This is a genomic window from uncultured Campylobacter sp. (genome assembly GCF_938039205.1).
Taxonomy (GTDB): domain Bacteria; phylum Campylobacterota; class Campylobacteria; order Campylobacterales; family Campylobacteraceae; genus Campylobacter_A.
The window spans coordinates 64,584-86,961 of record NZ_CALHVM010000047.1 but is presented as its reverse complement, the minus strand read 5'-3'; the positions used below and the strand labels follow the sequence as shown (position 1 = coordinate 86,961).

Annotated in this window: 22 protein-coding genes; 9 read left to right on the top strand and 13 right to left on the bottom strand. The window is 46.1% G+C overall.

Annotated features, from left to right (window positions below; genetic code table 11):
- The first annotated feature begins 145 nt into the window (after positions 1–145).
- From Q0394_RS06170 to Q0394_RS06155, 4 genes are all read left to right on the top strand, one after another.
- Positions 146–799, top strand: a complete 654-nt coding sequence (locus Q0394_RS06170; protein WP_295148541.1) for an amino acid ABC transporter permease — start codon at positions 146–148, stop codon at positions 797–799.
- Entirely contained in the window at positions 786–1,460 is a 675-nt protein-coding gene (locus Q0394_RS06165) for an amino acid ABC transporter permease (protein ID WP_295148543.1), read from the top strand. Before Q0394_RS06170 ends, Q0394_RS06165 begins: the two co-directional genes overlap by 14 nt.
- 8 nt (positions 1,461–1,468) lie before the next feature.
- Positions 1,469–2,203 carry an amino acid ABC transporter ATP-binding protein gene (locus Q0394_RS06160; protein WP_298946192.1) on the top strand — a complete coding sequence of 245 codons (735 nt, stop codon included), beginning with the start codon at positions 1,469–1,471 and terminating at the stop codon, positions 2,201–2,203.
- Positions 2,204–2,550: 347 nt separating this feature from the next.
- A complete protein-coding gene (locus Q0394_RS06155) occupies positions 2,551–3,387 on the top strand; it encodes a cysteine ABC transporter substrate-binding protein (RefSeq protein WP_298946190.1) in 837 nt (278 codons plus the stop codon).
- Between the two features lie 343 nt (positions 3,388–3,730).
- Here Q0394_RS06155 and groL read toward each other — a convergent pair whose 3' ends face one another.
- Positions 3,731–5,365 carry a chaperonin GroEL gene (gene groL / locus Q0394_RS06150; protein WP_002946741.1) on the bottom strand — a complete coding sequence of 545 codons (1,635 nt, stop codon included), beginning with the start codon at positions 5,363–5,365 and terminating at the stop codon, positions 3,731–3,733.
- A gap of 21 nt (positions 5,366–5,386) precedes the next feature.
- Positions 5,387–5,647, bottom strand: a complete 261-nt coding sequence (gene groES, locus Q0394_RS06145) for a co-chaperone GroES (protein WP_002946739.1) — start codon at positions 5,645–5,647, stop codon at positions 5,387–5,389.
- Positions 5,648–5,820: 173 nt separating this feature from the next.
- Between groES and Q0394_RS06140 the strand changes: the two genes are divergently transcribed.
- Positions 5,821–8,406 carry a hypothetical protein gene (locus Q0394_RS06140; protein ID WP_298946188.1) on the top strand — a complete coding sequence of 862 codons (2,586 nt, stop codon included), beginning with the start codon at positions 5,821–5,823 and terminating at the stop codon, positions 8,404–8,406.
- A 603-nt stretch (positions 8,407–9,009) separates the two neighbouring features.
- Here Q0394_RS06140 and Q0394_RS06135 read toward each other — a convergent pair.
- The 6 genes from Q0394_RS06135 to Q0394_RS06110 are packed head-to-tail and all read right to left on the bottom strand — an operon-like array spanning position 9,010 to position 14,810.
- On the bottom strand, positions 9,010–9,639 hold the full coding sequence (locus Q0394_RS06135; RefSeq protein WP_298946186.1) for a tetratricopeptide repeat protein: 630 nt from the start codon (positions 9,637–9,639) through the stop codon (positions 9,010–9,012).
- A gap of 9 nt (positions 9,640–9,648) precedes the next feature.
- Positions 9,649–10,296 (bottom strand): tetratricopeptide repeat protein, encoded by a 648-nt coding sequence (locus tag Q0394_RS06130; RefSeq protein WP_298946183.1) that lies wholly within the window; start codon positions 10,294–10,296, stop codon positions 9,649–9,651.
- A gap of 9 nt (positions 10,297–10,305) precedes the next feature.
- A complete protein-coding gene (locus Q0394_RS06125) occupies positions 10,306–10,938 on the bottom strand; it encodes a tetratricopeptide repeat protein (RefSeq protein ID WP_298946181.1) in 633 nt (210 codons plus the stop codon).
- Between the two features lie 52 nt (positions 10,939–10,990).
- Entirely contained in the window at positions 10,991–11,590 is a 600-nt protein-coding gene (locus Q0394_RS06120; RefSeq protein WP_298055579.1) for an NUDIX hydrolase, read from the bottom strand.
- Positions 11,575–12,948: a magnesium transporter gene (gene mgtE, locus Q0394_RS06115; protein WP_298946178.1), complete on the bottom strand. Its 1,374-nt coding sequence runs from the start codon at positions 12,946–12,948 to the stop codon at positions 11,575–11,577. The genes Q0394_RS06120 and mgtE overlap by 16 nt, the downstream gene beginning before the upstream one ends.
- Positions 12,948–14,810, bottom strand: a complete 1,863-nt coding sequence (locus tag Q0394_RS06110; RefSeq protein ID WP_298946176.1) for a peptidoglycan DD-metalloendopeptidase family protein — start codon at positions 14,808–14,810, stop codon at positions 12,948–12,950. Before Q0394_RS06110 ends, mgtE begins: the two co-directional genes overlap by 1 nt.
- Positions 14,811–14,924: 114 nt before the next feature.
- Between Q0394_RS06110 and Q0394_RS06105 the strand changes: the two genes are divergently transcribed.
- Together Q0394_RS06105 and Q0394_RS06100 are read left to right on the top strand one after the other, a co-directional pair.
- Positions 14,925–15,641, top strand: a complete 717-nt coding sequence (locus tag Q0394_RS06105) for a plasminogen-binding N-terminal domain-containing protein (RefSeq protein ID WP_298946174.1) — start codon at positions 14,925–14,927, stop codon at positions 15,639–15,641.
- Entirely contained in the window at positions 15,641–17,023 is a 1,383-nt protein-coding gene (locus tag Q0394_RS06100; RefSeq protein ID WP_298946173.1) for an FAD-linked oxidase C-terminal domain-containing protein, read from the top strand. Before Q0394_RS06105 ends, Q0394_RS06100 begins: the two co-directional genes overlap by 1 nt.
- 169 nt (positions 17,024–17,192) lie before the next feature.
- Here Q0394_RS06100 and Q0394_RS06095 read toward each other — a convergent pair whose 3' ends face one another.
- The gene (locus tag Q0394_RS06095) at positions 17,193–17,552 is read right to left on the bottom strand and encodes a hypothetical protein (RefSeq protein WP_298946172.1); all 360 of its coding nucleotides are present in this window, start codon (positions 17,550–17,552) and stop codon (positions 17,193–17,195) included.
- A gap of 118 nt (positions 17,553–17,670) precedes the next feature.
- Between Q0394_RS06095 and Q0394_RS06090 the strand changes: the two genes are divergently transcribed.
- Positions 17,671–17,865, top strand: a complete 195-nt coding sequence (locus Q0394_RS06090; protein WP_297937268.1) for a hypothetical protein — start codon at positions 17,671–17,673, stop codon at positions 17,863–17,865.
- 254 nt (positions 17,866–18,119) lie between these two features.
- Positions 18,120–18,950 (top strand): YihY family inner membrane protein, encoded by an 831-nt coding sequence (locus Q0394_RS06085; RefSeq protein ID WP_298946170.1) that lies wholly within the window; start codon positions 18,120–18,122, stop codon positions 18,948–18,950.
- Here Q0394_RS06085 and Q0394_RS06080 read toward each other — a convergent pair.
- From Q0394_RS06080 to Q0394_RS06065, 4 genes are read right to left on the bottom strand one after another with little or no spacing between them, the layout of a single operon-like run.
- A complete protein-coding gene (locus tag Q0394_RS06080) occupies positions 18,947–20,221 on the bottom strand; it encodes a ComEC/Rec2 family competence protein (RefSeq protein WP_298946168.1) in 1,275 nt (424 codons plus the stop codon). The two genes, Q0394_RS06085 and Q0394_RS06080, sit on opposite strands and share 4 nt — an antisense overlap.
- Positions 20,222–20,244: 23 nt before the next feature.
- The gene (locus Q0394_RS06075) at positions 20,245–21,654 is read right to left on the bottom strand and encodes a replicative DNA helicase (RefSeq protein WP_298946166.1); all 1,410 of its coding nucleotides are present in this window, start codon (positions 21,652–21,654) and stop codon (positions 20,245–20,247) included.
- Positions 21,655–21,665: 11 nt separating this feature from the next.
- Positions 21,666–22,127: a type II toxin-antitoxin system VapC family toxin gene (locus Q0394_RS06070; protein ID WP_002946691.1), complete on the bottom strand. Its 462-nt coding sequence runs from the start codon at positions 22,125–22,127 to the stop codon at positions 21,666–21,668.
- On the bottom strand, positions 22,120–22,377 hold the full coding sequence (locus Q0394_RS06065) for a hypothetical protein (protein ID WP_297939107.1): 258 nt from the start codon (positions 22,375–22,377) through the stop codon (positions 22,120–22,122). The genes Q0394_RS06070 and Q0394_RS06065 overlap by 8 nt, the downstream gene beginning before the upstream one ends.
- Between the last annotated feature and the right edge of the window lies 1 nt (position 22,378).

Below are 22,378 nucleotides of genomic sequence, written 5' to 3'. Positions count from 1 at the left end.
TATTTAAATAATTTCTATCAAAATTTAGGGGTTATGATACCTTTTGCAAGCTTAAATTTTAAAATAAATCATACAAAATTAGTTTTAAATTTAGTTTGCTTTCGCTACAATCTCGCGAAATTATCAAAAAGAAGCTAAAAAATTTATGGATTTTGAGTTTATAAAAGAATTTACGCCGATGTTCGTAAAAGCGGGCATTTTCACCGTCAAGCTCTCGCTTTACGGCATCTTGCTCTCGCTTGTTATCGGCATATTTTGCACGCTGGTTAAATTTTACAAGATCAAGATCCTGATGCCCGTCGTAAACGGCTACATCGAGGTTTCTAGAAACACGCCGCTACTTATCCAGCTTTTTTTCCTCTACTACGGGCTTAGCAAATTCGGGCTAAATTTAAGCGCCTTTACCTGCGCGGTCGCGGGACTTGCGTTTCTAGGCGGCAGCTATATGGCCGAGAGTTTTCGCCTCGGCTTTGAGGCGGTGAAAAAGACGCAGATCGAAGCCGCGCTTAGCGTCGCGCTCACGCAGGGGCAAATTTTACGCTACGTTATCTTGCCTCAGGCCTTTAGCGTTTCGATCCCCTCTATCGCGGCTAACGTCATCTTTCTCATCAAAGAAACCTCGGTCATCAGCATCATTGCCCTGCCCGACCTAGTTTACGCGACCAAGGATATCATCGGGCTTTATTACATGACCGACGAGGCGCTTTTTATGCTCGTCGTTAGCTATTTGATTATCATTTTGCCGATATCTTTGGTCTTATTTTGGCTAGAAAAAAGGATGAGAGTTGGACGGAGTTAGCATTTTATTCGACCCGCTGGTCTTAAAGCGGCTGATTTTCGAGGGGCTGTGGATGAGCGTGCAGATTTCGGCCATCTCGATCGCCGTCTCTCTTGTTTTGGGCACGTTTTTGGGCGTGGCTATGAGCTCGAAAAACAAATTTATCTTTTTCGTGCTAAAAATTTGCCTAGAAATCGTTCGCATAATGCCTCAAATCGTCTGGCTATTTTTGTTTTACTATGGCGCAAGCAAGGCATTTGGGCTAGATATTTCCAAATTTAACGCCTCACTCATCGTATTTAGCTTGTGGGGCGTATTTGAGATGATGGATATCGTGCGCGGTGCGATCGTATCGATACCGCGACATCAGTTTGAGAGCGCGGCGGCTCTGGCGCTTAGCAAGACTCAAATTTATCTTTACGTCGTGATCCCGCTAGCCACGCGCCGCCTAGTGCCCGCGGGCGTAAATCTGCTAAGCCGTATCATCAAAACCACCCCGATCGTCGCCCTTATCGGCGTGCCAGACCTGCTAAAAGTCGGACAGCAAACGATCGAGACGGCGAGCCTAACGGCAAACCCGACCGTGCCGTTTTGGATATACGGCTTTATATTTTTATTATATTTTCTCGTCTGCTATCCTATCTCAAAACTATCCAAGATACTTGAAAACAGATGGGCATAAGGAATCAAATGAGCGAAATTTTAAAACTCTCAAATTTAAGCAAATCTTACGGCGACTTGCAGGTGCTAAAAGGCATCGACCTTAGCGTCAAAAACGGCGAAGTAGTCGTGATCCTAGGGCCCTCAGGCTGCGGCAAAAGCACTACTCTGCGCTGCATAAACGGCCTTGAGCCCTTTGACGGCGGGCAAATAGAGATAGCCGGCGAAAAGATCGATAAAGACTACAAAGACTGGATCAAAATCCGCCAAAAAGTAGGCATGGTTTTTCAAAACTACGAGCTGTTTGACCATATGAACGTCATCGAAAACATCGTGCTGGGCCCCGTAAAAGCGCAAAAAAGAAGCCGCGAAGAGGTCGAAAAAGAGGCTGAGGCGTGGCTAGAAAAAGTCGGCCTAAAACATAAAAAATACGCCTATCCAAAGGAACTTAGCGGCGGGCAAAAGCAGCGTATCGCCATCGTGCGCGCGCTTTGCATGAAGCCAGAAATCATGCTATTTGACGAGATAACGGCCTCGCTGGATCCAGAGATCGTGCGCGAGGTACTAGACGTCGTCATAAACCTCGCAAAAGACGGCATGACGATGCTAATAGTAACGCACGAGATGGGCTTTGCACGCTCGGTGGCAAATCGTATAGTATTTATGGATGAGGGCAAGATCGTCGAGGAGAGTGAACCGGAGGCGTTTTTCATACATCCAAAAAGCGAACGCGCGAAGAAATTTTTAAATTTATTTTCGTTTTAGGGGTTTTAAATTTGATGTTTTTGGGCTAAATTCGAGAGTTTTTCGTCAAATTTAGCTTTTAAACCTTACGTCTTTACCATTTAACCAACTTAAATTTATAGCTCTACTTTAGCTAGAATTTACTCAAAATAACCCGCCCAAATTTAATTCGCTAGTCATTTCTTAAATTTAAAATTAAATTTGCAAATTTATATTGAGTAAATTTTACACTCCATTTTAAATTTGGCGTTACGTTTTTAAACAAAATTTGATTTTTCTCTGCGCCAGCCATCCAAAAAAGTACAAATTTAGTCGCATTTTAGCCAAGCTTTTGTATATTTTGCGCACTTTATTTTAAAGGAGAAAGAATGAGAAAACTTCTGTTTTCATTTTTGGCAACATTCGCCGCCGTCTTTCTAACGGGTCAGGCTAATTTGCAGGCTGCCGAAGCGGACGCTTTGGCTAAAATAAAAGAGCGCGGATACGTGCGCGTGGGCGTCTTTAGCGACAAACCGCCGTTTGGCTACGTCGATAAAGAGGGCAAAAACCAAGGCTACGACATATACTTCGCCAAACGCATCGCAAAGGATCTGCTGGGCGACGAGAGCAAGGTAAAATTTGAGCTCGTAGAAGCGGCAGGCCGCGTAGAAGTGCTAGTAGCCGACAAGGTCGATATCACTTTGGCAAATTTCACCAAAACCCCTGAGCGTGCTAGAGTCGTTGATTTCGCACTTCCGTATATGAAAGTGTCGCTAGGCGTAGTTAGCCCCGACGGTGCAGTCATAAAAAGCGTGGAAGAGCTAAAAGGCAAAAAGCTAATCGTCAATAAAGGCACGACTGCGGATGCGTATTTCACGAAAAATCACCCTGACATCGAGCTTATAAAATACGACCAAAACACCGAAACCTTCGCCGCTCTGGTCGATAAAAGAGGCGTGGCGCTAGCGCACGATAACGCGCTACTTTTTGCATGGGCTAAAGAAAATCCTGGCTTTACCGTCGGTATCGAAGCCCTAGGCGACGTAGACGTCATCGCACCTGCGGTTAAAAAGGGTAACAAAGCGCTGCTTGAGTGGCTAAATAACGAGATCATTGAGCTAGGCAAGGAAAATTTCTTCCACAAAGACTATGACGCTACGCTAAAACCGATCTACGGCGATAGCGTAAATCCGGAATCTCTCGTCGTCGAAGGCGGGAAGCTATAAAACCCAAAGTCGGAAGAAATTCCGGCTTTTTCATTCTATACATTTTAAAATTTAAAGCATTAGGTAAATTTACCACTCACACAACCCATCGTTTCGATATTTTAAATACGACTAAAATTTTACGCTTGCTTCTTATTAAAGCAAATTTGATCCGGAAAATACAATAAGTAAACCGTCAAATTTAAGCTCACATATCAAAGTTTGTAAATTTTAATCACTATAGAGTTCAAGGATATTTTTTAATTATTAGAAAGGATAGTTTTGTGGATTTTTTGTAAAATTTACAAAGAAAGTTTAAAATAAAACCTGCGGAAAGCCGAAGCTCTCCGCAGATAAAGGCGTATTACATCATTCCGCCCATGCCACCCATGCCGCTCATATCAGGCATCGCAGGCATTGGCTTGTCCTCTTTTAGCTCGCTTATAGTAGCTTCCGTAGTTAGGAGCAGGCTCGCCACGCTGACCGCGTTTTGAAGTGCCACGCGCTCGACCTTAACCGGATCGATGATACCGGCTTTAAACATATCTACGTACTCGCCAGTAGCTGCGTTAAAGCCGTAGTTGTCGTCTTTGCTTACGCTTACGGAGTTTGCCACTACGCCCGCGTCAAAGCCCGCGTTTTCAGCGATTTGGCGGAGAGGAGCGGTTAGCGCGCGTCTTACGATATCAGCGCCTATAGCTTCGTCGCCGCTTAGTTTTAGATCTACTTTCGCGCTTGCTTTGATAAACGCAGCGCCGCCGCCGATTACTATACCCTCTTCTACAGCCGCTTTAGTCGCGCTTAGAGCGTCGTCCACGCGGTCTTTTTTCTCCTTCATCTCTGTCTCGGTAGCAGCGCCAACCTTGATGACTGCTACGCCGCCGCTTAGCTTAGCTAGGCGCTCTTGTAGTTTTTCTTTGTCGTAGTCGCTCGTAGTTTCAGCGATTTGAGCTTTTATCTGGATGATTCTAGCGTCGATTGCCGATTTCTCGCCTGCACCGTTTACGATAGTCGTATTATCTTTGTCGATGATGACGCTTGAAGCTTGACCTAGGTCGCTTAGGGTCGCACTCTCTAGCGTTCTGCCTAGCTCTTCGCTCACTACTTCGCCGCCAGTTAATATTGCAATATCCTCAAGCATTGCTTTTCTGCGATCGCCAAAGCCAGGAGCTTTAACCGCAGAGATATTTAGCACGCCGCGAAGCTTATTTACCACTAGCGTCGCAAGCGCCTCGCCCTCGATATCTTCAGCGATGATTAGTAGCGGTTTGCCCGTTTTTTGGATCTGCTCAAGCACAGGCAACAAGTCTTTTAAATTTGTAATCTTCTTATCAAATAGCAAGATAAACGGATTGCTTAGCTCAACCTGCATCTTTTCGGCGTTTGTGATGAAGTATGGGCTTAGATATCCACGGTCAAACTGCATACCCTCTACCACGTTTAGTTCGTCGTGGATAGATTTTGCTTCCTCGACGGTGATGACGCCGTCTTTACCGACTTTTTCCATCGCATCAGCGATCAGTCCGCCGATGGCAGAGTCTGAGTTTGCCGAGATAGTCGCTACTTGCGCGATCTCTTTTTTATCGGTTACTTTGCGCGATAAGTTTTTTAGCTCGGCGATTATAGCTGCGGCCTCTTTATCCATACCGCGTTTTACTTCGACCGGATTTGCGCCTGCGGTAATGTTTCTTAGACCCTCTTTAAAGATAGAGTGTGCCAAAACCGTAGCCGTAGTCGTACCGTCGCCCGCCTCGTCGTTTGTCTTGCTAGCGACCTCTTTTACTAGGCCTGCGCCCATGTTTTCTAGAGCGTCTTTTAGCTCGACCTCTTTAGCTACGCTCACGCCGTCTTTTGTGATCGCAGGAGCGCCGAAGCTTTTTTGCACTAGCACGTTTCTGCCGCGAGGCCCCATCGTTACTTTTACCGCGTCGTTTAGTTTTCTAACGCCTTCGTATAGTCTATTTCTAGCCTCGTCTGAAAAAAATATCTCTTTTGCCATTTTTATTCCTTTAAATTTAGATTATTTTAAAACGCCCAAAACGTCTTCGATTTTTAGAACCAAATACGTCTTGCCGTCAAGCACGACCTCGGTGCCGCCGTATTTAGCGAAAACTACGCTATCGCCCACGCTCACGCCTTCTACCTCGCTTGATACCGCCAAAACCTTGCCGCTTAAAGGTTTTTCTTTTGCATTATCGGGTATAATGATGCCCGAAGCGGTCGTTTTGACGTCCTCGAGACGCTCGACTAAGACTCGTTTGCCTAACGGTTGAAAATTCATGATTCATCCTTTATGGTTTGATTTTTACTTTTTTAGCACTCTTTTGTTTTGAGTGATGAAATTATAGTCAAATTTTTAGAATTTGTCAATAATTTAGCTAAAATTCTTAACAAGTCTTAGTATAATCGGCTCAAGTTTCATAATAAAATTAAACTAAATCTAAAGGATAGACGATGAAAATTTTAGGCGCCATACTCGGACTGGTTTTTGCCTTGCTTATCGCGGCTTATGTCGCGGCTTTTACGGATTTTGGCAACGGCTTGGTTAAACCGTATGCCCAAAATTTGATCAAAGAAAAAAGCGGATTTGACGTCAAATTTGACAAATTTCAGATCCGTCCGACGAGCGTAGATATCGTAGCGAATGTAAACGGCGAGATCGTAGCGAACGTAAACGGCGGGCTTTCGGTTTTCTCTCAAAGCCTCGATCTAAAATACGACGTCGCCGTTAGCGATCTAAAAAGCCTCGGCGTCAAACTAAACGAAGCCATGAAAATCTCAGGCATCGCAAAAGGCAAATTTAGCGATTTCACCGCTAGCGGAGTAGGCCAAATGCTAGGCTCAAATGTCAGTTTTGATGCAAATTTAAAAGACTACAAGCCACTTTCTTTAAAGCTCGACGCCAAAAATTTACAAGTAGAAAAGGCTCTAGCGCTAGCCGGCCAGCCTATCTACGCGCGCGGTAAAATCTCAGCCGTCGCAAATATCGTAGAAAGCGGCGGCAAACCAAACGGCACCGCAAACATCGATATCTTGGACGTCAAAACAGACAACGCGCTAATCGCAAAAGATTTTAATGTCACCCTGCCGTCAAATTTCGCCGCAAACGGCAAAATCGTAGCCGATGTCAAAGACGGCATCGTAAACGCCAAAAGCGCGGTAATCACGCCGCTAGCCACGATCGGCAGCGACAAGACGATCTACGATCCAAACTCAAACACCCTAAGCAGCGACGTCAAGCTCATCGTGGACGATCTGGCCAAATTTGAGCCCGTCGTGGGGCAAAAGCTTAGCGGCGCGTTTAAAGCAAACGGCAACGTCATAGCCACGGCAGGCGAGCTAAAAAACTTCGACGTCAAGGTTGAAGGCTTTGGCGGTAACGTCGATGCGGTGCTAAACGGCGGCAAGCTAATCGCCAAAATCAGCTCGCTAAAGCTTGACGAACTCGTTAAAATCGCCGCCTTCCCGGCATTTGTCGGAGGAACGATCAGCGGCGAAGCAGTGCTAAACGACGTACACAACACGCAAAATATCTCTGGCTCGGTTAAACTCGCCACCAAAAACGCGCGGCTAAATCCGGCCGAGCTAAAACAGGTCGCAAAAGAGATAAATTTAAGCAAACCTCTAGCCTTTGAACTAAACGCAAACGTCGACGTTGCAAGCTCAAAAGCCAAATTTAACGCCTCGCTAAACTCCGAGCTTTTAAAGCTAAAGAGCCTAAGCGGCGTTTACGGGCTGGATGATAAAAACGCGGACGTCAAATTTGACGCGGGTATCGAGGACCTGGGTAAATTTGAAGAGCTAATCGGCAAAAAACTATCAGGTAAAGTGGACGTCAAAGGTGCGGCAAAACTCGCAAAGGGCGCGCTTAGCGAGCTAGATCTAAACGCAAACGCTCTAGGCGGCAAGATAGACGCAAACCTCAAAAACGAAAAACTAGCGGCAAATTTAAGCGCGCTTTCGCTCAAAGACGCATTTACGCTGGCTGCGCTGCCAAACTACGCCGACGCCATGATCGACGGATCCGTAAACCTAAGCGGGCTCGATCCAAAAAATCTCAGCGGTACGGCTAAATTTAACGTCAAAAACGGCATGGTTAATAGCGCGGTCGTAGCAAAGGAGCTAGATAAGCGCTTCCCAAACGGCACCAAATTTGATGCAAATGCATACGTCGTTATAAACGGCGGCAAGGCTAAATTTGACGCGGCAGCAAACCTAGTCTCAAGCGCAAACAAAAACCTAATCGCGCTAAAAAATCTAAAAGGCGACTACGAGCTTGAAAGCGGCTCGGCGAAGGCGGACTTTGAGCTTAGCATAAAAGAGCTAAAAGAGATTGAGTTTTTGGTCGGGCGACCGCTTTACGGGCCTTTGCTGATTATCGGCGACGCGACGAAAACTAGCGAAAAGCTAAGCGCAAACGTAAATTCTCGGCTCTTTAACGGCGATCTTAAGGCGGTCTTAAAAGACGATATCTTAAACGCAAATTTAAAAAGCTTCACCGCCAAAGGCCTCACCGACTTTTTGGGCCTCTCGCACGTTTACGACGGCACCGGCGATATGACGATGGACTATAATCTCGTCTCGCAAAAAGGTAAATTTGACGTCGCAGTAAATGACGGCAAGCTTGCAAAGACCGATTTTACCGAGCAGGTAAGAACTTTCACGGGACGCGACATCACGAGCGAAATCTATAAAAACAGCAAAATAAAAGGCACGATAAACAAAAACCTCATCGACTTTAACGCCGATATGAACGCAACTAGAAGCCGAGTCTGGGTAGCTAGTGGCAAATACGACATGGCGACCAAGGCCATAAACGTGCCGATCAAGATGAACTACGAAAAAACCGACATCGATATCACGGTCACGGGCACCAGCGACAACCCGAAATACACGATCGGCTCGGACTACCTAAAGGGCAAGGCGGTCAAAGAGCTGGATAGATTTTTGGATAAAAAGTTCGGCAAGGACGACGAAAACGGCACCACGGGTGACGCTAAAAAAGACGCGATAAAAGGGCTTATAAAGGGGCTATTTTAGGTAAATTTGAGCTGAGCACGACGGCGAATCTGACGCCGAATTTGAGCCAAAGAAGGCTCGGCAAGTGCGGCAAATTTAAGCCGGAGCTCGCTTGCTCGGCGCGTCAAATTTGACCGCTCGGCTCTACGGTTAAATTTACGATTTGCCGGGCGGCAAATTTTGAAGCGGCTTTGCAGTCGCCAAATTTTGACGACAACGTTGCCTGATTTGATTTTGGACTTTGTTGCTTAAATTTGCAGCTTAGATTTTGAGGCTATAAATTTAGCTTAGCGTCAAATTTGACACACTATTTCGCCGTTAAATTTAAACTGCGAAGAGTTAAATCGGATCAAATTTGATTTTACCGAGCGAGATGGCGGCAAATTTAATCAAGACAGACTCAAGGAAAAATTTTAGCGGCAGATACGCGGTGTGCTTAAAAAGACGCCCGAGCAAAGCCAAAATAATAAATTTTAAATGATAGAAATTTTAGAAGCGGACGCTGCGCAAAGCCGAAAGCCAAATCAACGCCCGCCCATGAATTAAAAAACAACGGCGAGCAAAGTTCGCTCGCCGCATTTACGCCCCCCGCCAGACAATCAAAATCTAGCGAGGCGCGAAATCCTACTTCTCCTTTTTAACGAGTTCTCTAAATTTGACGCAACCTTCCGTATATCCGTAGTCGCAAGAGGTTCCGTAGATATCCATCGCTTTTTTCATATCCTGTTCGCCCTTTTCGTATCCTTGCGCGAGCATATAGCAGCCTTGCGAGTCCTTGTGGTCGCAAGCTAGCGAGTAGTATTTGCGGACTTTTTGCGGATCTTTTGCGCCGCCGTATTCGCCGCTGTGATGAGCAGCTGCCCTATAGCACGCCTCACCGACTCCGCCCTCGCAGGCTTTTTCATAAAGCGCTGCCGCCTTTTCGTAGTCTATCTGAGAGATTTGCCACAGTATGGTGCCCTCGTACACCGCGGCTACGGCCGTGCAGCCGTCCATATCGCCCATATCGCAGGCCTTTTTATATAGCGCAAAGATCTTTTCGCCGCTGTCATCGTCGCTATATGAGAGCCCCTGCTCGCCCAAAAACGCCGCCATATAGCAACCGGCGGCATTTTTATCGTCGTTGCAAGATTTTTCAAACAGTCGTGCGCCGTTTTCGAAGTCCGATTTTTTTAGATAAATTTTCGTGGCTTGTTCAAAGTTCCCGCCAAAAGCCGCCGTCGCTAAGATCGCGGCTAAAATAATCTTTCTCAACGCATCCTCCTATTTGCTAAATTTTTTAGATTTGGCGCAGCCGCGACCAAGGCCGTTTTCGCAAGCAAGACCGTAATATTTCGTCGCCTCGGTGCTATTTTTAGGCGTTCCGTCGCCTGACTCGTAGATGTCCGCCGCGTTATAGCAGCCCTCGGCCTCTCTCGCTTCGCAGGCTAGTTTATAGTATTTTAGCGCATCGGCGAATTTTGAGGCGTTGTCGTGCTGTTTAGCTATCTTTAGGCAAGCCTCCCCGTCTTTGCTCTCGCATGCTTTTTCGTAAAATTCGGCTGATTTTTCCGTATCGTCCTGCTCTACGACAAAATTATCGTTTGACGGCGTAGAGTCGTAAAAATCGCCCGCCGCCGAGCAAGCTTTAGCATAGCCAAGATCACAAGCGCTTTTATAAAGCTCAAAAACTTCGCCGTTGATTCGCGCATATTCGTCATCGTCTTTTAGGTCGTATGTTTGATAGGCTTTTAGCTGCGCGGCTATGTAGCAACCTACGGCGTTTTTATCCTCGCGGCACGATTTTTCGTAGAGTTTTGGCACGTTTTTGTCGCCCATATCTTGTAGGTATTTTTTAGTAGCGATTTCAAAATTCGTCTGCGCGGCCGCCAATCCGGCTAAAATCAAAACGAGATAAATTTTCTTAAACATAGCGGCTCCTTATTTTTTGTTTTTATAAAGTTTTCTAAAATCGGCGCAAGCTCCCCTAGAGCCGTAGTCGCAAGCTAACCCGTAAAAATCCATCGCCTTTGTCGCGTCTTTTTTTACGCCCTCGCCCCTTTCGTACATATCAGCTATCGCGTGGCAGCCGCTCGCGTCCTCGTAGTTGCATGCGGTTTCGTAAAATTTAGACGCTTTGGCTAAATTTTGCTCGGTACCCCTGCCCTCGTCGTAGTATCCGGCCACTCTCGCGCACGCGGCGCCCACTTTGCCCTCGCAAGCTTTTTCGTGAAATTTCATCGCCTTTTTATAGTCGGTTTCCTGTCCGGCCTGTCCATTTTCGTAGATATCGCCAAGAGATTTGCATCCGTCCATATCGCCCGCATCGCAAGCTTTTGAAAACTGCTCAAAGCTTTTTGCCTCGCTAGAGTTTTGCGAATAGGCGTTAATGTTTATAAAGCCCGCAGCATAGCAACCTACGATGTTTTTCTCCTCATAGCAAGACTTCTCAAAGAGCTTTAAGGCGTTGTCGTAGTTGTTTTGAGCTAACTCCGCGCTCGCCTCCTCGAAAGCAGGCACGGCGGCAAAGGCCGCGGACGCCAAAAAAGCGGCACAAACGATTTTCTTTAGCATTTGTTTTCCTTAAATTTGATTATTTTTCGTGAAATTTGAAATTTGACACGAACTAACGGTTAAATTTGGCAAAAAACCACATAAAAGCAAACATCAGCCCCGTGGCCTTGGTTTTGCTTTCGTCAAACATAAACTCGCGCGCACGATCAAGCGGAACGTAAACCAGCTCGATATTTTCGCCGTCTATGCCGCCGCCCTCGCCGATCTTCATCGCGTCGTTTATAGCGGCAAAAAACATCGTCTGCTTCGCTCCGCCAAACCCCAGCGCGCCTCGAGTGGATGTTATGCGCTCTACCTTGCTCACGGCAAAGCCCGTCTCCTCGGCGATCTCCTCGATGACGGTCTGCTCCTCGCTCTTGCCTTTATCCATCAGGCCAGCGCAAAGCTCGTATGTATAGCCCTCGTCGCCCTTTTGCGTCAAATTTAGCTCGCGCCCTTCTTGCAGATTAAACCAAACGGCGGGACGAAACTGCTTAACCAGCAAAAACGCGTCCTTGTCCTCGTGATAAAGCAGTACCGAGACGCTGTCGTGAGCCTTGATACACTCCCATCTGACGGACTTTTCGCACAGATCAAAGGAAATTTGATACGGCTTTACGTAGCGCGGGGCGGTTAAATTTTCTATTTTGATATTTTTTACAGAAGTATCCATTTTGCCAGTCCTAAAAAGCTAAAAAAGCCGACCGTATCGGTAACGGTGGTAAGCAGTACGGCAGAGCCGACGGCGGGATCGATGTCAAATTTCTTTAAGCTTAGCGGTATCAAAGTACCGAAAAATCCGGCAAAAAACAAATTTATCAACATCGAAGCGCCGATAACGACGCCTAGCATCGGGCGGTTAAACCACAGCGCAGCGATAATGCCCATCAAAAATGCAAAGGTTAGTCCGTTTATAAGCGCGATGCCGACCTCGCGTTTTAGCGCATTTGCGGCGTTTTTAAACTCGATCTCCCCCAGAGTTAGTCGGCGCACGGTAACCGTAAGCGCCTGCGTGCCGGTGTTTCCGCCCATGGATGCTACGATTGGCATCAGCACCGCGAGCGCTACGTAGCTAGCTATTGTCTCGTCAAAAAGCCCGATGATCGATGAACTAATAAGCGCGGTAAATAAATTTATGAGAAGCCAAACGGCGCGCGCGCGAGTGGCCTTAACCAGGCTCGTATCCTCTTCCTCAGCCTCGTCGTCGACGCCGGCTAGGTTATAAATTTGCTCGGTGGCGCTTTCTTTTATAAAGTCGTGGATGTCGTCTGTTGTGATACGACCGAGCAAATAACCCTTGCTATCGACGACCGCGATCGAGTTCATATCATAGTTTTCGACTGTTTCTACGACCGTTTCGATAGGCTCGTTATCGACGGCTACATTGGGTTTGTATTTATCCTCTTCGCTCTTTGCGATGATCTCTCTTAAGGTTTGGTTAAAGTCAAATAGTATCAGATCCTCAAGCGGCACCGCATGGAGCAAAACGCCCTTTTTATCGGTGATAAAAAGCTGCGAGACGTTTTCTAGTTTGCCCTCTTCCTTCTCGCGTCTTAGCCGCTCAACCGCCGTTTTTAGCTGCTCGTCGATATGCGCGCTAAAAAGCTCCGTCTGCATGAACGCGCCCGCTTGGCCCTCGTCGTAGCTGCGGATACGTAAAATCTCCTCCTGATCGTCCTTATCAAGGCCGTCAAAGAGCTCTTTAGCCTTTTGCTCGTCGATCTCCTCGATATACTCCAAAAGCTCGGCCGCGTCGTCACTCTCTAGCTCCTCGATCGCCTCGATGATCTTGTCGCTAGGTATCTGCTCGATCACGTCCTTTAGCATGTGATCTGGCATCTCGATCGCTACGTCGCCCAGGATCTCGGGATCTAGCCTTTCGAGGTATTCGCCAAAGAGCTCCTCATCGTGCTTTTTAAGCGTTTTTAGGTGCTGGGCGAGGTCGGCGGGGCTTAGTTCCTTATCGATCGTCTCGTTTAGGTGCGAGTCTAGCAGCTCTTTGGCTTCGTTTAATTGCTCGTTTTCTTCCATTATTTACTCTTTTTATCGCTTGACTCGGCGGTTTTGCCTTTTGATTTTGCCTTTTTATCGGCGGCGTCTTTTTGCTTTTTAGACTTATCTTTGCTGGCGTTTACGTCCTTTTTCTTTTTGGACTCGGTTTTGGTTTCTTGATTTTTTTTGTCCTTTTTCTTATCCGTCTGCTTTGGTTTGTCTTTGTTATTTTTAGCGGACGAATTTGACTCGGATTTTTTTGCCTCTTTGCTTGATTTTTTTGGATCGGCTTTGCTTGTCGCCTTGCTTGCAGCTTTTGCGGAGGTCAAATTTGACTCCGATTTCGCGCTCTTTGCCGCGGCTAAATTTGCTGTTTCGTTCGCATCCGTTTTGGTTTCAGAGGAGTTGCTTTCAGCTTTAGGCTGCACGGTCAAATTTGACTCAGGCGTAGTTAAATTTGAGTCCGTCAAATTTACATCGTCGGCGCTGCTTGCGAGCTCGCTCGTCAAATTTGCTTCGGTTTTGGTCGCATTATCTTCCTTGTTGTCACCCTTTGTCTCTTTTGTCAAATTTATATCGGTTTTTAAAGAGCCGATGTTAGTTAAATTTTCCTCTGCCCTTTTCGTCTCCGTAGTTAAATTTAAATCTCCGCTAGAAAAGGTAGAATTTGCATCCGTCATCGTCAAATTTACGTCTGCTTTTGGCTCTGTTATAGGATGCTCCCAGTCCATCGCCGCATCAAATTTTTGCTCTTTTTCAGGGATTTCATCCTTGTTGGCATACTCTTTTATCTTATTTTCAAACTGTTTTATATATTTTTGAAATTTAGCGCTTTCATTTAAGGCAAATACGCTTTTAGCTACCTTTATCTCGGTCTCCGGGTTTATAGCGTTACCGTTTTTATAAACGCCGAAATGCAGGTGCGAACCCGTACTCATGCCCGTGTTTCCTACATATGCGATGAGCTGACCTTGCTTAACTTTTACTCCGCTTTTTATACCTTTAGCAAAGCTGCTAGTGTGCGCATATAGCGTCTCATAACCGCTAGTGTGACCTAGTATTACTACCTTGCCGTAGCCGCTTTTAGTACCGACGAATTTTACCGTACCCTCGCCTGCGGCCTTTATCGGAGTGCCCTTAGGAGCGCCGTAGTCCACGCCTAGATGGGCCTTATAGCGCTTTAGTATCGGATGATAGCGCTTGGGCGTAAAAGGCGAGGTAATACGAGCGTTTGCGATTGGTCTAGTTAGCAAAAATTTATCGTTTTTCTTGCCGCTTTTGTCGTAGTATTTGTTTTCGTATTTATAAACCGTGTATTTTTTGCCGCTGATTTCAATCGTCGCCCAGTATATCTCAGGAGAGCCGAACGTGCGTCCCAGTCTCATCTTTTGCGTATACTCCATCGCGAGCCTGTCGCCTTTTTTTAGCTTCGTAAACTCTTTAGCGCCCACTTCGCTCCTCATAGCTAGATAAAATCCATGCGCTAGCGCCGCGCTACCCGTAGCTTCTAGTATATCTTGCGAAGGATTCGATACGATCGGCATACTAAGTACGCGCCTATAAGTCTGATACGAAATCGATGAGAGCTGAAATTTAAATTTACCCTCTTCATCTTTATAAATTTGCGCTTGAAGCTCTTCGTTTATGGGGATGAGAACTTGTTTTAATCCGCCGCTTTCGTCCCTTAAAATTTGGTACGGAATACCTGCCGTTATCTCGCTCACAAACTCCTTATCGTCCGAATCCATATCATAATAAAGAGAAAGGGGGATGGAATTTTTCTCCAAAAAAGTTAAAAACGTATCTCCGCTAGGCCAGCTAAGCTCCTGGACGGTAGATTGTATAGGTGCGGCGGCGAATAAATTTACCGCCAGCAATAAAGCTAATGAAAATTTCTTCATAAAATCCCTTGATTTAAAAGCCGTATTTTACTCGAAAATTACTTACATTTTGCAAAACTAAGCCAGTTTCAGATATAATGAGCGCTAAAATTTCAAACTTTCAGGAGATAAATTTTGAAAAAATTTCTTTTATTTTTAGCGGTGGCTTGCCTTAGCTTTGCGGCCGAGTTTTCGATGAGAGAGTACAAGGCCCCGCTAATAAGCGTGGATGATGGCGTAGGCACGATCATAGACAACTCAGATATCGTCGTAGGTAGTAGCGGCGTCGTGATGCATAAATTTGACGGCGCTCAAAGCTCAATCATAGCCCGCGCAGTCGTCACGCAAAAAGGCGGCGGCTTTGCAAAGGTACGATTTGAGGTATTTGACACGTTAGCGCAAAAAGCTCTGCCGATACCAGGAATTTTACCTAAAAGCGGCGACGAGATCATCCTAAACTACCTCTACAACCGCTCGCTCATCGTCGTACCGAACAAAGAAATTTACGCCGAAGTAACGAACGCGTTTAAGGATATCACCTTTATTCATCCGGACATCGTGGGCTCATACCTAAGCTACGAGTATAAGCCAAACCCTAGCCGCGACGACTTTCGTAAAATGTGCAACCAAAGCGCTGCCGGGCTAATATTTATCGCTATGAATAACGAAGCGCTTTTTGCCGACTGCCAGAGTTTCGAGCCGCTAAAACGCTTCCAAAGCGGCGCGGTCAAATACTACCAGCTGCCTTTTTACACTCGCGTCAAGGACATCGATACGGTATTTTGGAAATGGGGCTCGGAGCAGATCAGCGACTTTGACCGCCACTACAAAGCTCTTTTGAAAGAGAAATAATGCTTGATAAACACACTAAATTTTTTGTAAATTTACTAGGCGCCGATAACGCCTACTTCGACGACGCGCACAGGATCGCCTACTGCTACGACGCGACGAAAAAGCGCCATTTGCCTGATGGCGTGCTTTTCCCTAGAGACGAGCGCGACGTTAGCGAGATTTTAAAATACTGCAACGAAAATAAAATCATAATCGTGCCTAGGGGTGCTGGCAGCGGCTTTACGGGCGGGGCGCTGGCGCACGAGGGCGGCGTGGTGCTTGCTTTTGAAAAGCACATGAACAAAATCCTAGAGATCGACATGCAAAACATGGTCGCAGTCGTACAACCGGGCTGTATAAATATAAATTTGCAGCGAGAAGCCGAGAAGCTAGGCCTTTTCTACCCGCCGGACCCCGCCAGTCAGGAGTACTCGACGCTAGGCGGCAACGTCAGCGAAAACGCGGGCGGTATGCGCGCGGCAAAATACGGCATCACCAAAGACTACGTCATGGCGCTACGAGCGGTGCTACCTAACGGCGAAGTGATCCGCGCGGGCAAACGCACGATAAAGGACGTCGCTGGCTACAATATCGCAGGCATCCTCATCGCCAGCGAGGGCACGCTAGCGGTAATAACCGAGATCACGCTAAAACTCATCGCAAAGCCTAAATTTAGAAAAACGGCGATGGGAATTTTCCCTAGCGTAAACGCCGCGATGAACGCCGTTTATAAGACGATGGCAGCAGGCGTGACGCCCGTAGCGATGGAGTTTTTAGACGCTCTTTGCATACGCGCGGTCGAGACTAAATTCAACAAAGGCCTACCGCAAGATGCGGGCGCGCTGCTCATCACCGACGTGGACGGCGACGTTTTAGACGGCCTAGAGCAGGATCTAGCCACGATCGAGCGAGTGTTTAGAGAAAACGGCGCTAACGAATTTAGACGCGCCAAAGACGAGAGCGAGCGAAACGACATCTGGTTTGCCCGCCGCAACTGCTCGCAAGCGATAAATATCTACGGGAATTTAAAACTAAACGAGGACATCACCGTGCCGCGCTCAAAGCTGCCAGAGCTACTGGGGCGCATCGGCAACGTCGCTGAAAAATACGGCGTGCAGGTGCCGTGCTTTGGCCACACTGGGGACGGCAACGTACACACCAACGTCATGGTCGTGGATAAAGCCGACCCGGCGCAGGTAGAGAGCGGACACAAGGCGATCGAGGAAATTTTTAAGATCGCGGTGGAGCTTGGCGGCACGCTTAGCGGCGAGCACGGTATCGGCATCAGCAAGGCTGAGTTTATGCCGCTTGCCTTTACGCCCGCAGAGATGGAGCTTTTTAGAAGTATCAAAAAGGCGTTTGATCCGAACAATATCCTAAATCCGTTTAAAATGGGGCTGTAAAAAGCGTTGTCTCGTTAGCGTTTTCTTACGCTGGTGCTTTCTTTGAGAAATAAATTTTGTTTTGCTTCCGCGGCAACTTGCTTGGTTAGCCTCGGTCGCAAAAACTTCAACTTATACTAGTAGCTACAAAAAGAGCGAAGCAAAATATTTAAACCTATTAATTTAAATTTTACTCTTTTTTAAAAGTAACTGTTATTTTAGATTTTATAGGATTTTTACCTATTTCATAATCTGGATCATAAGTAGCTAAATTATGAACAGCTGTACCAACAGCAGTTGCTGCAGCCACTACAGAAGTAGCAACAAATAGTGGGTTTGGTACAAAACCAGCCATCAAAGAACTTCTATTTTCTGTATAAACCCTACAACTCATACCCTGTTTTTCTATAGATCCTTCAATTTTATGAACAGTATAACTCATATCTTTCACAGCAACCACCCAAAATGATTTCTTCGCTTTTACAAGCTCATCTAATTTTTCGACCGTAAGCTCGTCTGATGTAAACCGCAAAACATCAACATTGGACATTTTTACTCCTTATATATAATTTTGAATAAGATTTTACGACATTATTTCTAAATTTATTATAAATTTACGAATATATGTCGCAATTTGCTATTAAATTTATAAAAGCTAAACTTGCGCTATGAAATACAGCCAACAAGACAAAGCCAGAATTTTAAAGATAACCACTAGAACGCTACAAAGATGGAAAACCACTAAGCCCGAGCTCTACGCCATCATTGAAGCCGGTTTTAAAATGCGTGAACTCGTGGCTGACGAAGAACAAAGCTTGTCCGAGATAAAAAAGATAATAAAAGAAGCCTTACCGCAAAGCTAAATGTAAACTCTCATTGCTTCAAATTTGACAAGATTATCGCACAGAATTTAACTGATTTTAACCTCACCGCCGTAAAACAAAATTTAAAACCGCCGACCGCTTTAAATTTGACGCCGTTATTACCCAAAATGCAGTCAAATTTAACTCCATAATCATAAAGACCGCCATATCGCAAAACGCAAAATAAATAAAATTTTATCTAACCGAAATTTCAAAAATTTTAAAGTAAAATACCTCAAATTTAAGGATCCAAAATGACCCCGCAAAAATTTGAAAAGATAAGACAAACGCTTAAAATTTGGCTCACGGCGATGCTAAAGATTAAGGACAAACAGCTGCTGCACTACGCATCAAGCCTGAGCTTTCACACGATGCTATCCATCATCCCCGTGCTGCTCATCTCGCTTTCGCTCTTTACGCAGATGCCAAGCTTTAGCGTCTATTACGCTAAGATCAAGGAATTTATATTTGCCCAGCTGCTACCCTCAAACCAAGACGCGATCTCAAACTACATCGAGACCTTTTTACAAAACAGCTCGAGCCTTGGCATCCTCGGTCTTGGCGCTATCATCTTTACCTCGATTATGTTTTTTGCCGATTACGAGTACGTCATCAACCGCATCATGCACACGCAAAGCCGTAAATTTTGGAACTCGCTGAGTGCTTATTGGACGCTCATTACGCTAGCTCCCTTGGGGCTTGGACTTAGTTTTTATCTCTCAAATTTATTTCAAGATATGCTAAACTCCAGCGCCTACACGAAGTGGATAAATTTTCTCAGCATATTCCCGTACCTCATCATCTGGGCGATATTTTGCGTGACGTATCTCATCTCGATAAACCGCCAAATCACGCTAAAAAACGCGCTTTTTAGCTCATTCGTCGCCTCGCTCATCTGGTATCTGGGCAAAAGCATCTTCGTCTTTTACGCCGCAAACAACAAAACCTATCTTAGCATCTACGGTTCGTTTTCCGTGGTGCTGCTCTTTTTCGTGTGGATTTACGTGTCGTGGATCATATTTCTTTACGGAGTGAAGCTGTGCGCGTATCTGGAAAAAGCGGGCGAAAACGACAAAGAAGCTTAAAAAAGCGCGGCAAAGCAGAGTAAATTTAGCGGCACGATAACGGCGGCTAAAATTTTGCTTTTGACGCTGGCTAAACTTAGCGCATTATAGAGTAAAAACAGCCAAAACGGCACGTTCAAATTTACGCCTTTAGCGCGCCACGAGAGAAATTCTAGCAAATACTCATCAAGAGCGCCGCCAGCGCCAAATGCGTGCAAAAGCGCGCTAATCGGATAAAACAGGCTAAAAAGCGGCGTGAGCGGCAAGACGGCTAGCTGCTGGGCGCTAACGAGAGGGAAAAAGTAAACCACGGGCAAAATCATCGCCGAAAATACCCAAAAATTTAGCAAGATAGCGTTGCTTAAATTTGAAAATCGCTCGCCGAAGTGCCGCAAATATAGATAAATATAAAATACGCCCATGCAAGAAAAGTAAAATCCTACGCTAAAAAGCAGACTCGGCATCAGCGCTACGGCGGCGCAAATCACCGTAAAAAGAAGCTCAAAGCTAACGACGCGCACGTTTCTAGCGAGTAAAAACAGCGCCAGCAAACTCATCAAAAACGCCCGCAAAAATGACGGCACGAAGCCAATCAGCGCAAGATAGCAAAACAAAACCGCAAAGATCGCGGCCGAGAGGTCAAATTTGGCGTTTCTATACGGAAAATATCGCGCCTGAAAATAGCGGTAGATCGGACGCATGATAAAATATAAAAAGCCAAAAATCAGTCCCAAATGATAACCCGAAATCGCGATCAGGTGCGCTACGCCGTAGAAATTTACGTCCTGCCTAAGCTCCTTGCCCACGGGTGCGGCAAGAAAAAGCGCGGTAAAAAGCTCGGCTATTTTTTCGCTTTCGTGCTGCGCGGAGATAAAATCATAAATTCTATCTCGCAACGGCTCAGGGCTGGCGACGTAGCGAAGCTCCGAGATACCGTAGCTTGGCATAAAAAACGAGCCGCTTAGATACTCTTTAAATTTGACGTTTTTGTTTTCGGCGCCGATTAAAATTTGCTCGTTCGCTCCCGCGTCAAAGTCCGCCAGCGTCGTCGTATAAAAGCTAAAATCATTCGTTTTTAGCTTCAAAATGCGGTAAATTTTGCCTTTTGCGTTCGTTTTTTCGTAGTTTTGTAAAATTTTAGCTTGCAGGATAACGCCGTTTTGGGCTTTAAATTCTCGAAATTTATAGTAGCTAAATCCCAAATTTAGCGCAAAAACGAGCGCGCACGCAAGGCAAAATACATAAACCTCGCGCGCGTTTTCAAAGATAGATTTACGTTGCGGCTTTTGCAAATTTTGAGCTTAAAGGGCGCATTTTAGGCGTTTGGGTTAAACTCCGCCACGTGCGCGGCGCCAAAGCTCTTATCGACAAAGCGCGTAAATTCCTTCTGAAATATTACTTCGACAGTTCCGACCGGGCCGTTTCGGTTCTTACCCACGATGATTTCGGCCTCCTCTTCGATCTTGTTGGGGACGAATTTACGCACGTATTCCTTGCCCTCGGCGTGCGCCTTTTTCTCGGCTTCTTTCTCCTCCTGCTCGCGGTAAACCTCGTCGCGGTAGACAAAAAGTATCATGTCGGCGTCCTGCTCGATGGCGCCTGATTCGCGCAGGTCGCTTAGCATCGGGCGTTTGTTGGCGCGAGACTCTAGACTGCGGTTTAGCTGACTAAGCGCGATGATAGGCATGTTTAGTTCGCGCGCTAGCAGCTTTAGTCCGCGCGAGATTTCGGCGATCTGTAAGTGGCGGTCGGAGAAATTTGACGTCGCCATCATGAGGCCGATATAGTCGATGACGCACAGCGTGATCTCGGGGTGGGCGGACTTGAGCTTGCGCATCTGCGTGCGGATCTGGTGGATGTTTACGTAGCCGCTGTCATAGACGAAAAGCTTACGGCTAGCCATATCGTCGCATGCGTCGCTTAGGCGCGACCACTCCTCGTCGTCCATTTTGGCAGTCATTATGTTTTGCAGCGGGATCGAGGTTTTAGCGCTTAGCATACGCAGCATGATCTGCTCGGCCGGCATCTCAAGCGAGAAAAACACCACGCCGCCGCCGCGCATCAGCACATGGTTCATCAAATTTAGACAGATCGTGGTTTTTCCCATGCCAGGTCGCGCCGCGATGATGATGAGATCGCCGTGCTTAAAGCCCTTGGTCATCTCGTTTAGCTGGCGAAAGCCCGTGTCGATGCCCACGATATCCTTGTCTTCGAGTAGCTTTTGCTTTTCTAGGTGCGCGATGACGTCTGCGATGATGACGGGAGCGTCCTTTACGACGCCCGCGCTCTGCCCGTCCACTAGCGAATAAAAACTCTGACTCAGCTCGTCCACCATATCGCGACTAGGCTTATCCTCGCTCACTTTGCTAGGTATCTGGTGCGCGATTTTTACTAAGCTTCGCTTGATAGATTTTTCTTTGATTTCATTGGCGTACTTTTTGACGTCCAGGATCGAGTTCGTGCCGATGATCTCGCTCATCACGTTCTCGTCAAATTTACTTCCCAGCTTGGTTTTTAAAAATCCCGTTTCTACAGGCAAATTTTCATTGAGGCACTTTACCATCGCGTCGTAAACGTCGCCGTGAGCGCGCAGGTAAAAATCAAACGGACTTAGGATATCGAAAATCTCGCTTAGATTATCCGCGCTATAGATTATGGACGCGAGGATCGCGCGCTCCATATCTAGATCATAGAGATTGTGCATATCGATGTTTTCTTTTGCCATTTTTTATCCGTTTAAATTTTTTGTTTCGGCGCGTAATCTTCAAGATTAGCATCCGTGCGCTTTAAGGCTATTTGTAGTTTTGGAAAGGTTTTGTCGTTTGTGACGATCGCCTCACAGCCGCCCTCTAGCGCGCAAAAATACTGCAAAACATCCTCAAAGTCTATCTTGCGCCCAGATTTTAACTCGCTCTTTGCGTATTCGCACGCCAGCGATAGCCCATCATTAGATAGCGGTAGACATTTAAAATTTGACGTCCACGATAATGCGCTAAAAAAATCCAAAATAATTTCATCTGAAATTTTATAACATTTTTTTAGCACGTAAGCCACATCGCTTATACTACCGAATGAGTAACAAATAGTGTCACTAGCACTAAAATTTTCAAAAAGTTTAACGGCCGCCAAATTTAGAGCGCCTCTTTCTTCGACTAAAAAATCAATCAAAATATTGCTATCAAGGAAAATTTTAGCCATCTATGCCGTATCTTTTTTTCATATATTTTTTATCGGCGATTTTTAGCTCTTTTATATCGTCTAAATTTTGACCAGCCTTACCCTTTACTATGCCTGCAAATCGCATGATTTCAAGACTTGGCACGCTCTTTTTGCTTTTTAATTTATCGGCCGCAATTAGCTTTTTTACTTCGTTTGACAGCGTGGTAGCTATCGCGATTAGATCGCTTCTGTCACTTGGTATTTCGATGTGAAATGTCGTAGTTTGCATG